This window comes from Oxalobacteraceae bacterium OTU3CINTB1, assembly GCA_024123955.1.
GTDB lineage: Bacteria > Pseudomonadota > Gammaproteobacteria > Burkholderiales > Burkholderiaceae_D > Rugamonas.
Window position 1 is genome coordinate 251,762 of the sequence record CP099652.1, and the last position, 14,469, is coordinate 266,230.

Below are 14,469 nucleotides of genomic sequence, written 5' to 3' on the forward strand. Positions count from 1 at the left end.
TGGACTGTCAAGACTGGCACAATCGCGCCGATTGCGTATCATTCCGGGCTTGACCGCTAAGGAACGACCCACATGCTGCCTTCCATCGAACAACGCCTCGCCCTCGAACTTGCCGCTAAACCGGTCCAGGTCGCCGCCGCCATCGCCCTGCTGGACGAAGGCGCCACCGTGCCCTTCATCGCCCGTTACCGCAAGGAGGCCACCGGCGGACTCGACGACATTCAGCTACGACTGCTCGAAGAACGCCTGCGCTACCTGCGCGAGCTGGAAGACCGCCGCGCCGCCATCGTCGCCTCCATCACCGAGCAGAACAAGATGACGCCGGCCTTATTAGATGCTGTCATGCATGCGGAAGACAAGACCCGGTTGGAAGACTTATATCTTCCGTACAAACAAAAACGCCGCACCAAAGCGCAAATCGCCATCGAAGCGGGCCTCGCGCCGCTGGCCGACAGTCTGCTGGCCAACCCCGAACTGACTCCTGAAACGGAAGCCACCCGCTTCCTGCGCGAAGCCTTCACCACCGCCGACGGCAACAATCCCGGCGTCGCCGACACCAAGGCCGCGCTCGACGGCGCCCGCCAAATCCTGATGGAGCGCTTCGCCGAGGACGCCACCTTGCTGCAGTCGTTGCGCGAGTACGTACAAGAGCATGGCATCGTTGAATCGAAAGTTATTGAAGGAAAGCAAGACGAAGGCGAAAAATTCGCCGATTACTTCGACTATTCGGAGACCATCGGCACCGTGCCGTCGCACCGCGCGCTGGCGCTGATGCGCGGGCGCCGCGAAGGCATCCTCGACGTCACCCTGCGGCTCGACACCGAAGCCGAGAAACCGAAGTGGGACGCGCCGCACAATCCGTGCGAAGGCCGCATCGCCGCCCGCTTCGGCATCAAGAACCAGGGCCGCGCGGCCGACAAATGGCTGGCCGACACGGCGCGCTGGACCTGGCGCGTGAAAAGCTTCATGCACCTGGAGACCGAATTGATGGGTGCGCTGCGCGAGCGTTCCGAGCTTGACGCGATCAACGTCTTCGCCACCAATTTGAAAGCCCTGCTGCTGGCCGCGCCGGCCGGACAGCGCGCCACCATGGGCCTGGACCCGGGCCTGCGCACCGGCGTCAAGGTGGCCGTGGTCGACGCCACCGGCAAGGTGGTCGACACCGCCGTCATCTATCCGCACCAGCCGAAGAACGACTGGGACGGCTCGCTGCACATCCTGGGCCGCCTGGCCGCCAAGCACAACGTCTCCTTGATTTCGATCGGCAATGGCACCGCCTCGCGCGAAACCGACAAGCTGGCGCAGGACCTGATCAAGCAGCATCCGGATCAGAAGATGACCAAGATCGTCGTCTCCGAGGCGGGCGCGTCGGTGTACTCGGCGTCCGAATTCGCCTCGCGCGAGCTGCCGGACATGGACGTGTCGCTGCGCGGCGCCGTCTCGATCGCGCGCCGCCTGCAGGACCCGCTGGCCGAGCTGGTCAAGATCGACCCGAAATCGATCGGCGTCGGCCAGTACCAGCACGACGTCTCGCAAACCCAGCTGGCGCGCTCGCTCGACGCCGTGGTCGAGGATTGCGTCAATGCCGTGGGCGTGGACGTCAACACCGCGTCGGCGCCCCTGCTGGCGCGCGTGTCGGGACTGTCGACGTCGGTGGCGCAGGCCATCGTCTCCTACCGCGACGTCAAGGGCGCTTTCGCCTCGCGCGCCGCGCTCAAATCGGTGCCGCGCCTGGGCGACAAGACCTTCGAGCAGGCGGCCGGCTTCCTGCGCGTGATGGGCGGCGAAAATCCGCTGGACGCCTCGGCGGTGCATCCGGAATCGTATCCGCTGGTCGAAAAAATCCTCGGCGACATCAAAAAGGACATCAAGGCCGTCATCGGCGAGACCGCCTTGATCAAGTCGCTCAACCCGGCCAAGTACGCCGACGACAAGTTCGGCGTCCCGACCATCACCGATATTTTGAAGGAGCTGGAAAAGCCGGGCCGCGATCCGCGTCCCGAGTTCACCACCGCCACCTTCAAGGACGGCGTCGAAGAAATCCGCGACTTGCGTCCCGACATGATCCTCGAAGGCGTGGTCACCAACGTAGCCGCGTTCGGCGCGTTCGTCGACATCGGCGTGCACCAGGACGGCCTGGTGCATATCTCGGCGCTGTCGAACACCTTCGTCAAAGACCCGCACACGGTGGTCAAAGCCGGCCAGGTGGTCAAGGTGAAGGTGCTGGAAGTGGACGAAAAGCGCAAGCGCATCGCGTTGACGATGCGCATGACCGACAGCGCCCCGCAAGCTGGCGCCCAGCCGCAGCAGCGCAGCGACCGCACCGACCGCAAGAGCATGGGCCAGCACCAAAAGCAAACCGCCCGCGCCGAACCGATCGGCGGCAGCATGGCGGCGGCCTTCGCCAAACTGCGCGGCTAAACCCTGTAAACCCTGGGGTCAGGTCCGACATTCGGACATTTTTGAACTTTTGCCAACCAAAAAAGTTCCGCAAAATCTGGATTTGTCCGAATGTCGGACCTGACCCCGTGGGTTGTTGGTACGCGGGGGCCGCATTTCTTATAAAATGTGGGCACCTAATACTTATTTATACTGAGGCAGCTATGAGCGACGTACAAACCTGGATCAAAGAAACCGTGACCGCCACCCCGGTGGTGCTGTTCATGAAGGGCACCGCCCAGTTCCCGCAATGCGGCTTCTCCGGCCGCGCCATCCAGATCCTGAAAGCCTGCGGCGTCGAAAACATCGCCACCGTCAACGTGCTGGAAGATCCGGAAGTGCGCCAAGGCATCAAGGACTACTCGAACTGGCCGACCATTCCGCAGCTCTACGTTAAAGGCGAGTTCATCGGCGGCTCGGACATCATGAACGAGATGTTCGAGTCCGGCGAGCTGAAAGCCCTGCTGGATGCCTGATCGCCCCCGGCGGATAATCATCGCCATCACCGGCGCCACCGGCGCCGTGTATGGCGTGCGTCTGCTGCAACATTTGCAACATACTGAAAACGTCGAGACGCATCTGATCGTCTCCGAAGCGGCCGTCCTCACCCTGCACCAGGAAACCGGCCTGCAGCGCAAGGAAGTCGAATCGTACGCTCACGTGGTGCACAAGGTGCGCGACGTCGGCGCGTCGATCGCCAGCGGCTCGTTCCAATCGGATGGCATGATCGTCGCGCCCTGCTCGATGAAGACCTTGGCGTCGGTGGCGCATGGCCTGTCGGACAACCTGATCGCGCGCGCGGCCGACGTGGTGCTCAAGGAGCGCCGCCGGCTGGTGCTGATGGTGAGGGAGACGCCGTTCAATCTCGCGCACTTGCGCAACATGACGGCGGTGACGGAGATGGGCGGCATTATCTACCCGCCGCTGCCTGGCTTTTATCATAATCCGCAAAGCATTGCGGAGATGGTGGACCACACCGTGGGCCGCGTCATAGACCTGTTCGGCATCGAGCACACGCTGACCCCGCGCTGGCATGGTATGAAACCAGCCAGCCCGTCCAACGACGATGGCGCCGGTCCCGCCTAGCGCTTATCGAACTGCGATCCGCTGGCGCGTTTCAAATCCCTGGCTTCCTCCACCATGCGGCGGTGCGCGATGCGCTTGCGCATCACCTCGGCATGCTGGGCGGCGGTCATGGGCGGGACGGTCATCAAATCTTTTAGCTGCGCGACGTTGCTGTAGTTACTTTTCATAGGACGGCTCAAAAGCTTGGCTCCGAAGTAAATGCTGCGGTTCAGCGGCGCTGACTCCCCATTGTGCCTGAAATCCATGTCGAAACGATGACAATTCGCAAACGGGCCCAAAATAAAAAGTCACCACTTCAAATGCACCTTTTCCGAACAAAAACCGGTGAAATCATGAAACTAGTTTCACAGACCACTTGCCCGAAAAGCCGTCACCAAAGGTCGACATATCGCCGTACCAGTACTTAAAATGACTACTTTTGGTAATTTACGCGCACCAGCATGCGAATAAATTCGCGGGCGATTTGCCGGTGATGCTCGTCCAGGCGCTGTAAGTCGGCGATGAGTTTGACGTCGGCCGACTCGAAACGGGAGGCGCCGTTGCCGTTTTCGCCGGCCGGGGCGCCCGCCTCGGCGCCGCCGAAGCGCAACCATTCGGCGGGCACACCCAACCATTGCGCGATCATGCGCAGCTTTTCCTGGGTCGGGATGGCCTCGCCCACCAGCCATTTCCGGGCCGCGTGGACGGTGATCGGTCTGCCATCGAACCGAATATTAAATTCCCTGGCCAGCCTTGTGGGGCTGTCGGGCGAGTAGTGGGCGTTCTTAAGAGCCTGCTGCAAGCGCTGGCTAAAGCTTTCGCGTTCATTGGAAGAGTTCATGGGTGCACTATTTCACGTTGCGTCATGAAAGTCAGTCTCTTGAACAGGAGCGCTGACGGTGACGTGGTGGGATGTCGAAATTGGCATTCTATCCTCTGAAAGTGCGTATGCCGGCGAGCAAGCCGACCAAATTATGTTTGGCCGGGCACTGCAAAAGAGGCAAGATCATCCCTCTCTTTTGAGGGATGCCGAAGTTGCAAATTTTACCATTATTCGTCGGCTGAAGACCAGACCACTTTTACGCGGAAGCGTATGATGCCGCCGCCCCCCGATCGGCGTCGCACGATACCTGGGCGCCACGGATCGGGGCAATCGACCACGCCGGCGCCGCGCCGGGCGCGCTACAATATCCGTTACGTTGACGTTAACGGAAATCGAACGACTTACCGCACTGATCCCGATGCCTACCTATACCATTACCGAACTGGCCCGTGAATTCGACATCACGGCGCGCGCCATCCGCTTCTACGAAGACCAGGGCCTGCTGAGCCCGTCCCGCGAGGGAGCCGGCGGCCGCAGCCGCGTCTACACGCCGCGCGACCGCACCCGCCTCAAGCTGACCCTGCGCGGCAAGCGCCTCGGCCTGTCGCTGTCCGAAATCAAGAGCCTGGTCGACATGTACGAGACGCCCAAGGACACCAGTGCCCAGATGAACCGCTTCCTCGGCGTGCTGGCCCAGCACCGCCAGACCCTGGAACAGCAGCGCGAGGACATCGAGATGTCGCTGGCCGAGATCACCGCGCACGAGGACGAATGCAAACGCCTGCTGGCGGCGCAGGAAGAGGCCAAAACGGCCTGACGTATTTGACGCTTACTTTACGTTTACGTAAACGTCACTCCAAGGTATGATTGCCGTTCAAATCCAACCAGAAGAATGAGGATGACATGCTCCATCTCCCAGGCCTGACCTTTGACCACGGCGAAGACATCGCCGCCCTGCGCGAAGCCGTGCAACAGTTCGCCGCCGCCGAGATCGCCCCGCGCGCGGCCGAGATCGACCGCAGCGACCAGTTCCCGATGGACCTGTGGCGCAAGATGGGCGAGCTGGGCGTGCTCGGCATCACCGTCGGCGAGGAATACGGCGGCGCCAACATGGGCTACCTGGCCCACATCGTGGCGATGGAGGAAATCTCGCGCGCGTCGGCCTCGGTCGGCCTGTCCTACGGCGCCCACTCGAACCTGTGCGTCAACCAGATCAAGCGCAACGGCACCGAGGAACAAAAACAAAAATACCTGCCGAAACTGATCTCGGGCGAATACGTCGGCGCGCTGGCGATGTCCGAACCCAACGCCGGCTCCGACGTCGTCAGCATGAAGCTGCGCGCCGACTTCAAGGGCGACCGCTGGGTGCTCAACGGCACCAAGATGTGGATCACCAACGGCCCCGACGCCGACGTGCTGGTGGTCTACGCCAAGAGCGACCTCGAGGCGGGACCGAAGGGCATGACCGCCTTCCTGATCGAGAAGGGCTACAAGGGTTTCTCGGTGGCGCAAAAGCTCGACAAGCTGGGCATGCGCGGCTCGCACACGGGCGAGCTGGTGTTCGAGGATTGCGAAGTGCCGGTCGAGAATGTGCTCGGCGGCCTGGGCAAGGGCGTCAACGTCTTGATGTCGGGCCTGGACTTCGAGCGCACAGTGCTGTCCGGCGGTCCGCTGGGCATCATGCAGGCGTGCATGGACGCGGTCGTGCCCTACATCCACGACCGTAAACAGTTCGGTCAGGCGATCGGCGAGTTCCAGCTGATGCAGGGTAAGATCGCGGACATGTACTCGACCATGATGGCGTGCAAGGCTTATGTCTACGCGGTTGGCCAGGCCTGCGACCGGGCCACCACGCCGGAGGCCGTGCGCCAGCTGCGCAAGGACGCCGCCGGCGCCATCCTGTACAGCGCAGAGAAGGCGACCTGGATGGCCGGCGAGGCGATTCAGACCCTGGGCGGCAACGGCTACATCAACGAGTATCCGGTCGGCCGCCTGTGGCGCGACGCCAAGCTGTATGAAATCGGCGCCGGCACCAGCGAAATCCGCCGCATGCTGATCGGCCGCGAACTGTTCGCGGAAACCCGCTAATTGCGCATCGGGAGTGCGACCATGACCCAGGCTGCATTCCCAAAACTGCTGCGCTCGCAGATCGCGTTCGACATCGCGCGCACGATCCGCGACGGCTTCGACAAGCACTACCGCCTGTTCCGCCAGACCAGCCGCCAGGCCAAAGAGCATTTCGAGCGCGGCGCCTGGGGCGCGGCGCAGCAGGCCGCCCGCGAGCGGATCGATTTCTACGACCGCCGCGTGCAGGAATGCGTGCAGACGCTGGAAGACGAATACAGCCAGTCCGACCTGACCGACGAGGTCTGGCGCGAACTCAAGCTGCACTACATCGGCATGCTGTCCGACCACAAGCAGCCGGAGCTGGCGGAAACCTTCTTCAACTCGGTGTGCTGCAACATCCTGCACCGCAGCTATTTCCATAACGAATTCATCTTCGTGCGGCCGGTGGTCTCGACCGAGTACATCGAGACCGAGGAGCCGGCGCCCACCTACCGCGTCTACTATCCCGGAACGGACGGACTGGGCGTCACGCTGGAGCGTCTCGTCACCAACTTCCAGCTCGACGCCACATTCGAAAACCTCCCGCGCGACATCGAACAAGTGCAGGCGCGGCTGCAGGAACTGTTCGGCGCGGGGCGGACCGAGCCGAACAACCAGATCCAGGTGCTGTCGAGCCTGTTCTTCCGCAACAAGGGCGCCTACATCGTCGGCAAGGGCATTAACGGCAACAAGGAGTATCCGTTCGTCGTGCCGATCCTGCACAACCGTCACGGCGAACTGATACTCGACACCGTGCTGTTCGATCAGGAACTGATCACGATATTGTTCTCGTTCACGCGCGCCTACTTCCTGGTGGACATGGAGGTGCCGTCGGCCTATGTGCAATTCCTGCGCACCTTGCTGCCGCGCAAGCCGCGCAGCGAGATCTATACCATCCTCGGCCTGCAAAAGCAGGGCAAGACGCTGTTCTACCGCGACTATCTGCAACACCTGAAACATTCGTCTGACCAGTTCGCCATCGCACCCGGCATCAAGGGACTGGTGATGCTGGTGTTCGCGCTGCCGTCATTCCCCTACGTGTTCAAGGTCATCAAGGATTTCTATCCGCCGCCCAAGGACACCACACGCGCGCTGATCAAGGAAAAATACCTGCTGGTCAAACACCACGACCGCGTGGGCCGCATGGCCGACACCCTGGAGTATTCGAACGTCGCCTTCCCGCGCAACCGCTTCACCGAGGAACTGATCGCCGAGTTGAAACATTTCGCGCCGTCCCAATATGAGGAGGAGGGCGAAAAGGTCATCATCAAGCACCTGTACATCGAGCGCCGCATGGTGCCGCTGAACATGTGGCTCGGCAACGCGGACAAGGACGGCAACGACGCCCAGCTCGAACACGGCATCCTCGAGTACGGCAATGCCATCAAGGAGCTGGTCGCCGCCAATATTTTCCCCGGCGATATGCTGTACAAGAACTTCGGCGTCACCCGGCACCAGCGCATCGTGTTCTACGATTACGACGAAATCGAATACATCACCGACTGCAATTTCCGCGATATCCCGGAAGCGCGCAACGAGGAGGACGAGATGGCGTCGGAGCCGTGGTATCCGATCGGCAAGCACGACGTCTTCCCCGAGCAGTTCGGCCGCTTCCTGCTGGGCAACGCGAAGATCCGCAAGTATTTCATGAAGCATCACGCCGACCTGCTGACGCGCGAATACTGGCAGGCGCGCAAGCAACGCATCCTCGACGGCGTCGTCGAGGACGTTTATCCGTATCCGCAGCACATACGGTTCTTCCACGAAAACCAGTCCAACATTCCGGCGGTATCGATCCCGGTGCCGCCACCCTTTATGGAGACGCTAGAAAATGAATGATCCTATTGTTATTGTTGGCGCAGCCCGCACCCCGATGGGCGCCTTCCAGGGCGACTTTTCCGGCAAGGCCGCGCACGACCTGGGCGCGGTGGCGATCGCCGCCGCCGTCGAACGTTCCGGCATCGACGGCAAGCTGGTCGAACACGTCTACTTCGGCAACTGCCTGATGGCCGGCCAGGGCCAGGCGCCCGCGCGCCAGGCCTTGTTGAAAGCGGGCCTGCCGGCGTCGACCGGCGCCGTCACCCTCTCCAAAATGTGCGGTTCCGCGATGCAGGCCGCCATCTTCGCCCACGACCAGCTGGTCGCCGGCAGTGCCGATGTGGTGATCGCCGGCGGCATGGAATCGATGACCAACGCGCCGTACCTGATTCCCAAGGCACGCGGCGGCTACCGCATCGGCCACGGCATGATGTTCGACCACATGATGTACGACGGCCTCGAGGACGCTTATTCGCGCAACGAGAAAACCGGCGAAGGCCGGTCGATGGGCACGTTCGCCGAGGAGTGCTCGGCCAAGTACGAATTCACCCGCGAGGCGCAGGACAACTTCGCCATCGAATCGGTCAAGCGCGCGCAGGCCGCCACCAACGAAGGCTGGTTTAAATGGGAAATCGCTCCCGTGACCGTCACCAGCCGCGCCGGCGACACGGTCATCGACAAGGACGAGGGGCCGCTGAAGGCCAAGGTCGAGAAGATCCCGACCCTGCGCGCCGCGTTCAAGAAGGACGGCACCATCACGGCGGCCTCGTCGTCGTCGATCAACGACGGCGCCGCCGCGCTGGTGATGATGCGCGAGTCGACCGCCAAGCAACTGGGCGCGACCGTCATCGCCAAAATCCACGGCCACGCCACGTTCGCGCAGGAACCGAACCTGTTCACCACGGCCCCGATCGGCGCGGTGGAAAAGCTGTACAAGAAAATCGGCTGGGCCAGCCGGGACGTCGACCTGTTCGAGATCAACGAAGCGTTCGCCGCCGTGCCGATGGCCGCGATGCGCGACCTCGACATCCCGCACAGCAAGATCAACGTGCACGGCGGCGCCTGCGCGCTGGGCCACCCGATCGGCGCCTCGGGCGCGCGCATCCTGGTCACCCTGATCGGCGCGCTCAAGCGCACCGGCGGCAAGAAGGGCGTGGCCGCGCTGTGCATCGGCGGCGGCGAGGCCACCGCCATGGCCATCGAACTGGTGGAGGCATAAGCGATGGCGACCGCACTCATCATCGGCGCCTCGCGCGGCATCGGGCACGAGCTCGTCAAACAATACCTGGCCGACGGCTGGCGTGTGATCGCCACCGCCCGCAAGGCCGATGACTGCGAAGCGCTCGGCGCGCTGGGGGCCGAGCCGCACCAGCTCGACGTCACCGACGTCGAAGCGTGCGCCGGCATCGGCTGGAAGCTCGACGGCGAGGAGCTCAACGTCGCCATCCTGAACGCCGGCGTGTACGGCCCGCGCCACGACGGTTTCCCGTTGCAGACCGACTTCGATACCGTGATGCATACCAACGTGCTGGCGGCGATGCGCCTGCTGCCGATCATCGCGCCGATGGTGGGCGCGGCGCGCGGCAAGCTGGCGGTGCTGTCGTCGAAGATGGGATCGCTGAGCGAACGCAGCAGTCCCAGCGGTTCGCTGTACCGCGCCAGCAAGGCCGCCTTGAACTCGGTGCTGATCGACACGGCGCTGGTGTTCGGCAAGCAGGGCGCCACCTGCGTGGCCTTCCATCCCGGCTGGGTGCGCACGGAGATGGGCGGCGAGGGCGCCGACATCTCGGTCGAGGAGAGCGCCGGCGGCATCCGTGCGACGCTGGCAGCGCTGCCGGCGTCGGAGCGCGCCGTCTACCGCAACTACGACGGCACCGAGATCGGCTGGTAACGACGCACCCATCAACGGCGAAACCCGCACAGCCAGGCGGGGACGTACCCCGTACGGGGTACGTCCCCAGCATCCGGGGTGCGGGTTAAAAATTAAAAACAAGAGACGACATGATACTGACCGAAGAACACGAAATGATCCGCGACGCCCTGCGCACCTTCGCGCAGGAACGACTGGCGCCACAGGCCGCCCGCTGGGACAAGGAACACCACTTCCCGAAAGAGGAATTGAAGGAACTGGCCGCGCTGGGTGCCTTCGGAGTCGCGGTGCCGGAAGCCCTGGGCGGCGCCGGCATGGACTACGTCTCGCTGGCGCTGGTGCTGGAAGAAATCGCGGCCGGCGACGGCGGCACCTCCACCATCATCTCGGTCAACAACTGCCCGGTGTGCAGCATCGCCATGATGTACGCCAACGACCGGCAGAAGGAACAATGGCTGCGTCCCCTGGCGCAAGGCGACATGCTGGGCGCCTTCTGCCTGACCGAACCGCACACCGGCAGCGACGCCGCCGCGCTGCGCACCACCGCCACGCGTGATGGCGGCGACTACGTCATCAACGGCGTCAAGCAATTCATCACCAGCGGCAAGTACGCCGACGTTGCCATCGTGCTGGCCGTCACCGACAAGGCCGCCGGCAAGAAGGGCATCAGCGCGTTCTGGGTGCCGACATCGACGCCGGGCTACACCGTCGCCGGGCTGGAACAAAAGATGGGACAGCACTCGTCGGACACGGCGCAGATCCTGTTCGAGAACTGCCGCATCCCGGCCGAGAACCTGATCGGCGAAGAGGGCCAGGGCTACAAAATCGCGTTGTCAGGGCTGGAGGGCGGCCGCATCGGCATCGCCTCGCAAGCGGTCGGCATGGCGCGGGCGGCATACCAAGCGGCGCTGACGTACGCGCGCGACCGCGAAAGCTTCGGCAAGCCGATCTTCGAGCACCAGGCGGTGCAATTCCGGCTGGCCGACATGGCCACGCAAATCGAAGCGGCGCGCCAGCTGATCCGCCACGCCGCCTCGATGAAGGACGCCGGGCTGCCCTGTTTAAAGGAGGCGGCGATGGCCAAGCTGTTCGCCTCCGAGATGGCGGAAAAAGTCTGCTCCGACGCGATCCAGGTGCACGGCGGCTACGGCTATGTCTCCGACTTCCCGGTCGAGCGCATCTACCGCGACGTGCGCGTGTGCCAGATCTACGAAGGCACCAGCGACATCCAAAAGCTCCTCATCGCCCGCGCGCTCTAACCCCGGGGTCAAGTCTGACATTCGGACACGAACTGAAGCATTGTGTAGTACAGCCCGTGTCCGAATGACAGACTTGACCCCCGCATTTTTACGAAAACGCGGACGAAAAAAAAGCCCGTATCTCAACGGGCTTCGTTCCAATGTATTACCAATGCTTTAATCGTGCCGTCGTCCAGTGCTATCTGCAAAGTGACTTCAGCGTTTCTCGGACGCCCATGCTATCTGCATGGTGCCTCCAACGTGTAAAACGACCAATGTATTCGAAACTACAACTCCAGGTAGCGCCAGCTGTGATCCGCTCTTACACATATCGGACTACGGCACTTGCCTCGGACGTGGGACTGAACGCTTGGAAACCAAGAGAACCTCAACCACGAACGTAGTGTAACACAGTTGTTTGTGCGACGCACAAATTATTTCATCTCTGTCGCTTCCGTGGTCAGCGGCGTTGGATTGCGGCGCGGCTTGTGGCGGCAGGCCCGTTCGAACTCGGAAATCACCTGGGCGCCGAACAGGAGCAAGGTGGCGCCGATTTCCAGGCTGAACATGACGATGATGGCCGTCGTCATCGAGCCGTACACCACGTTCACCTGCGACAGGGTCGAGAAATACCACACCAGGATGTGGCGCGCCAGTTCCCACAGCAGCGCGGCCGTCACGCCGCCGATCAGGGCGTGCGACAGGGACAAGCGGCCCACCGGCATGACCAGATAGATGGCCGTCAGCACCAGCACCTCGCCGCCCAGGCCGAGCATATACAGCAGCGCGCCGGACACGCCCTCGAGCGACCAGTCATAGCCGAACAGGTGCACGCTTTCCTCGCCCATCACTTGCAGGCTGCCGGCCACCAGGGTCACCAGCAGCATGCCCACGCCCAGCGACAGGATGAAGCAGTACGGCATGATGGCCGAGATCAAAAACCGCCGGCGCTTGATCTCGACCCGGTGCTTGAAGATGACCGACATGGCATTCTCCAGCACCGTGAAGGCGAGCGAGCTGAAAAAGATCATGCTGACGAGCAGCACGCCGCCGACCACGTCGCGGTGTTCGAGGAAATGCCCGACCTCGGTGACGAACGGTTTCGTTTGTCCGGGCACCAAATAGTTCAGATAGCGCCCCACCGTTTCCAGCAGCACATCCTGGTCGATGACGTGCGACAACGCCACCACCACCAGCATCAGCAGCGGGACGATCGATAGCAAGGAGTAATAGGCCACCGCGCCCGCCAGCAGCAGGCCTTGGTTGGCGCGAAAGCCCTTGAGGCATTGCACCAGGAAGTCCATGGGGTGGGTCAGCACGTAGGCCAGGCCCCGGCGATTGAGAAATTTCATTTGTCCATTCTACGCGGCAGCTCAGCGCGGGGTCTGTGCGTCGACGTCCAGATAGCGCCAGTTGGTGAATTCCACCGGGTGGCGCGTGTAATGTTTGAGCCATGGCTGCTGCAAATCGGCGGCGATCGGATGCGTCAGCAGCACCCATGGCGTGTACGCGTGAATGATCTGCGCCATTTCATCATACAACCTGGTGCGCGCCGGCGACTCCCCCATCGTGCGGGTTTGCTCGTAGCGCTGATTGTAGGCCGGCAGGTTGAAGCGGGCGTAATTCGGTCCCGCCTTGTTCGGGCCGTACAACAGTTGATAGAAATTGTCGCCGTCGGGGAAGTCGGCCACCCAGTTGGTTTCGAACATCATCACGTTGCCCAGGCGCGAGGCTTTGATGATCTCGGTCTTCTTGTCGCTCTTGAAGGTGACGTTAAGGCCGATCGCGTTCAAATTCTTGCGCCACAGTTCGTCGCGCAGGCGGCCCACCATCGACGGCTCGGTGTGCATGACCAGGGTCAGCGGCTTGCCGTCGGGCAGGGTGCGGAAGCCGCCCGCGCCTTTTTTATAGCCGTAGCGGTCCAGCAGCGCGTTGGCCAGCGCCGGATCGTAGCCGACCGGGCTGCGGTAGGCGGGGTCGTAACCGAGCACGTTCGGTGGCAGCGGCGACTCGGCGCGCAGCGCCAGCCCCTTTTTCATCTGGGCGATGTCCTCGGCGCTGTTGTAGCTGAGCGCGATGGCGCGGCGCAGCGCCAGCTTGTCCTTGCCGTAGCCGCCGATCAACGGGTCTTCCATGTTCATCCACATGTAATAGGTTTGCAGCACGGGGAAGGGCGACAGCACCAGCCCCTTGCGCGCCAGTTCCGGCTTCAGGGTCGGTGTGGCGTCGTCGGTCAGCACCATTTCCTTCATCGATTCGGGCAGTTGCTCGAGGAAATCGAATTCGCCGTTCAAAAAGCCCAGCACGCGCGACTGGTATTCCTCCATGATCTTGATGTCGACCCGGTCGACCAGCGGCAAGCGCCGAGTTTGGAAATACACCGGCCGGAAGTCGCGGTTGGCCAGCAGCGAGATCTGGTCGCTGCGCTTCCAGGTGCCGATCTTGAACGGGCCGGTGCCGACCGGATGGTTGCCGACCTGAACGCCGTACGCCTCGACCACCTCGCGCGCCACCACGCCCGTGGCGGGAATGGCCAGGTAAAACAGGAAGTTGGGATCGGCGGTGTTGAGCCGGATGCGCAAGGTGAACTTGTCCACCGCCTGCAGGCCGGCGATGTCGCCGTCGTAGCCGAAGCGGGTTTTGAGCGCCGCGTCGCCGACGATTTTTCCTTCCAGCAGGAAGCTCCACGGCGATTTGAGCGCCGGATCGTACAAGCGCTTGAGGCTGTAGACGTAATCCTGCGCGGTCACCTGCCGGCGCGCGCCCTTGAACGCCGGATCGGCGGTGAAATACACGTCCTGCCGCAGGTGGAAGGTGTAGGTCAGGCCGTTGTCCCCGACCGTCGGCATGGCGGTCAGCGTGTTCGGCTGCAGTTTGACGGGACGGGCTAGATAATCGTAGCGCAACAGCGGGTCGAACAGGTTTTCCAAGAGGCTGAGGCTGGCGATGTCGGAGGCGACCGCCGGATCGAGGCCGGTTTCGCCGGTGCTGAGGAAGGCGCGCAGGACTTTGGGGGCGGCCGCGGGCGCCGCCGGCGCGGCAAGTCCGACCACCAGCGCCAGCACGGCCGCTGCATAACTTTTCAGCATGGCATCCATTTCACATCGCAT

Annotated in this window: 13 protein-coding genes; 9 read left to right on the forward strand and 4 right to left on the reverse strand. The window is 62.7% G+C overall.

Annotation, left to right across the window (positions count from 1 at the left end):
- Positions 1–72 precede the first annotated feature (72 nt).
- From NHH73_00985 to NHH73_00995, 3 genes are all read left to right on the forward strand, one after another.
- Positions 73–2,421, forward strand: coding sequence for an RNA-binding transcriptional accessory protein (locus NHH73_00985; protein ID USX26905.1), 2,349 nt, complete (start codon positions 73–75; stop codon positions 2,419–2,421).
- A gap of 182 nt (positions 2,422–2,603) precedes the next feature.
- Positions 2,604–2,915: a Grx4 family monothiol glutaredoxin gene (gene grxD / locus NHH73_00990; GenBank protein USX26906.1), complete on the forward strand. Its 312-nt coding sequence runs from the start codon at positions 2,604–2,606 to the stop codon at positions 2,913–2,915.
- A complete protein-coding gene (locus tag NHH73_00995; protein ID USX26907.1) occupies positions 2,908–3,525 on the forward strand; it encodes a UbiX family flavin prenyltransferase in 618 nt (205 codons plus the stop codon). The genes grxD and NHH73_00995 overlap by 8 nt, the downstream gene beginning before the upstream one ends.
- On the opposite strand, the gene NHH73_01000 is transcribed toward NHH73_00995, so the two are convergent.
- A complete protein-coding gene (locus tag NHH73_01000) occupies positions 3,522–3,692 on the reverse strand; it encodes a hypothetical protein (protein ID USX26908.1) in 171 nt (56 codons plus the stop codon). The genes NHH73_00995 and NHH73_01000 overlap by 4 nt on opposite strands.
- A gap of 245 nt (positions 3,693–3,937) precedes the next feature.
- The gene (locus NHH73_01005) at positions 3,938–4,345 is read right to left on the reverse strand and encodes a hypothetical protein (protein USX26909.1); all 408 of its coding nucleotides are present in this window, start codon (positions 4,343–4,345) and stop codon (positions 3,938–3,940) included.
- 400 nt (positions 4,346–4,745) lie between these two features.
- Here NHH73_01005 and NHH73_01010 point away from each other — a divergent pair, with 400 nt between their 5' ends.
- The 6 genes from NHH73_01010 to NHH73_01035 all read left to right on the forward strand — a co-directional run bounded on the left by NHH73_01010 (position 4,746) and on the right by NHH73_01035 (position 11,380).
- Positions 4,746–5,144 carry a MerR family DNA-binding transcriptional regulator gene (locus NHH73_01010; protein USX26910.1) on the forward strand — a complete coding sequence of 133 codons (399 nt, stop codon included), beginning with the start codon at positions 4,746–4,748 and terminating at the stop codon, positions 5,142–5,144.
- Positions 5,145–5,230: 86 nt separating this feature from the next.
- The gene (locus tag NHH73_01015) at positions 5,231–6,415 is read left to right on the forward strand and encodes an isovaleryl-CoA dehydrogenase (protein USX26911.1); all 1,185 of its coding nucleotides are present in this window, start codon (positions 5,231–5,233) and stop codon (positions 6,413–6,415) included.
- 21 nt (positions 6,416–6,436) lie between these two features.
- Positions 6,437–8,272 carry a bifunctional isocitrate dehydrogenase kinase/phosphatase gene (gene aceK / locus NHH73_01020; protein USX26912.1) on the forward strand — a complete coding sequence of 612 codons (1,836 nt, stop codon included), beginning with the start codon at positions 6,437–6,439 and terminating at the stop codon, positions 8,270–8,272.
- A complete protein-coding gene (locus NHH73_01025) occupies positions 8,265–9,470 on the forward strand; it encodes an acetyl-CoA C-acyltransferase (GenBank protein USX26913.1) in 1,206 nt (401 codons plus the stop codon). Before aceK ends, NHH73_01025 begins: the two co-directional genes overlap by 8 nt.
- Positions 9,471–9,473: 3 nt before the next feature.
- Positions 9,474–10,142 (forward strand): SDR family oxidoreductase, encoded by a 669-nt coding sequence (locus NHH73_01030; protein USX26914.1) that lies wholly within the window; start codon positions 9,474–9,476, stop codon positions 10,140–10,142.
- A gap of 110 nt (positions 10,143–10,252) precedes the next feature.
- Positions 10,253–11,380 (forward strand): acyl-CoA dehydrogenase family protein, encoded by a 1,128-nt coding sequence (locus NHH73_01035; GenBank protein ID USX26915.1) that lies wholly within the window; start codon positions 10,253–10,255, stop codon positions 11,378–11,380.
- 413 nt (positions 11,381–11,793) lie between these two features.
- Here the strand turns inward: NHH73_01035 and NHH73_01040 are convergent, their stop codons facing one another.
- Positions 11,794–12,711, reverse strand: coding sequence for a YihY/virulence factor BrkB family protein (locus NHH73_01040; GenBank protein USX26916.1), 918 nt, complete (start codon positions 12,709–12,711; stop codon positions 11,794–11,796).
- Between the two features lie 21 nt (positions 12,712–12,732).
- Complete coding sequence (locus NHH73_01045; GenBank protein USX26917.1) at positions 12,733–14,448, reverse strand: ABC transporter substrate-binding protein; 1,716 nt, start codon at positions 14,446–14,448, stop codon at positions 12,733–12,735.
- Positions 14,449–14,469: the final 21 nt, after the last annotated feature.

Excerpts from the sequence above, each read along its gene's own strand:
- NHH73_01025 (USX26913.1), top strand. The coding sequence starts at position 8,265 with ATGAATGATCCTATTGTTATTGTTGGCGCAGCCCGCACCCCGATGGGC.
- grxD (USX26906.1), top strand. The coding sequence starts at position 2,604 with ATGAGCGACGTACAAACCTGGATCAAAGAAACCGTGACCGCCACCCCG.
- NHH73_01000 (USX26908.1), bottom strand. The coding sequence starts at position 3,692 with ATGAAAAGTAACTACAGCAACGTCGCGCAGCTAAAAGATTTGATGACC.
- NHH73_01015 (USX26911.1), top strand. The coding sequence starts at position 5,231 with ATGCTCCATCTCCCAGGCCTGACCTTTGACCACGGCGAAGACATCGCC.
- NHH73_01005 (USX26909.1), bottom strand. The coding sequence starts at position 4,345 with ATGAACTCTTCCAATGAACGCGAAAGCTTTAGCCAGCGCTTGCAGCAG.
- NHH73_01035 (USX26915.1), top strand. The coding sequence starts at position 10,253 with ATGATACTGACCGAAGAACACGAAATGATCCGCGACGCCCTGCGCACC.
- NHH73_01010 (USX26910.1), top strand. The coding sequence starts at position 4,746 with ATGCCTACCTATACCATTACCGAACTGGCCCGTGAATTCGACATCACG.
- NHH73_01030 (USX26914.1), top strand. The coding sequence starts at position 9,474 with ATGGCGACCGCACTCATCATCGGCGCCTCGCGCGGCATCGGGCACGAG.
- aceK (USX26912.1), top strand. The coding sequence starts at position 6,437 with ATGACCCAGGCTGCATTCCCAAAACTGCTGCGCTCGCAGATCGCGTTC.
- NHH73_01045 (USX26917.1), bottom strand. The coding sequence starts at position 14,448 with ATGCTGAAAAGTTATGCAGCGGCCGTGCTGGCGCTGGTGGTCGGACTT.
- NHH73_01040 (USX26916.1), bottom strand. The coding sequence starts at position 12,711 with ATGAAATTTCTCAATCGCCGGGGCCTGGCCTACGTGCTGACCCACCCC.
- NHH73_00995 (USX26907.1), top strand. The coding sequence starts at position 2,908 with ATGCCTGATCGCCCCCGGCGGATAATCATCGCCATCACCGGCGCCACC.
- NHH73_00985 (USX26905.1), top strand. The coding sequence starts at position 73 with ATGCTGCCTTCCATCGAACAACGCCTCGCCCTCGAACTTGCCGCTAAA.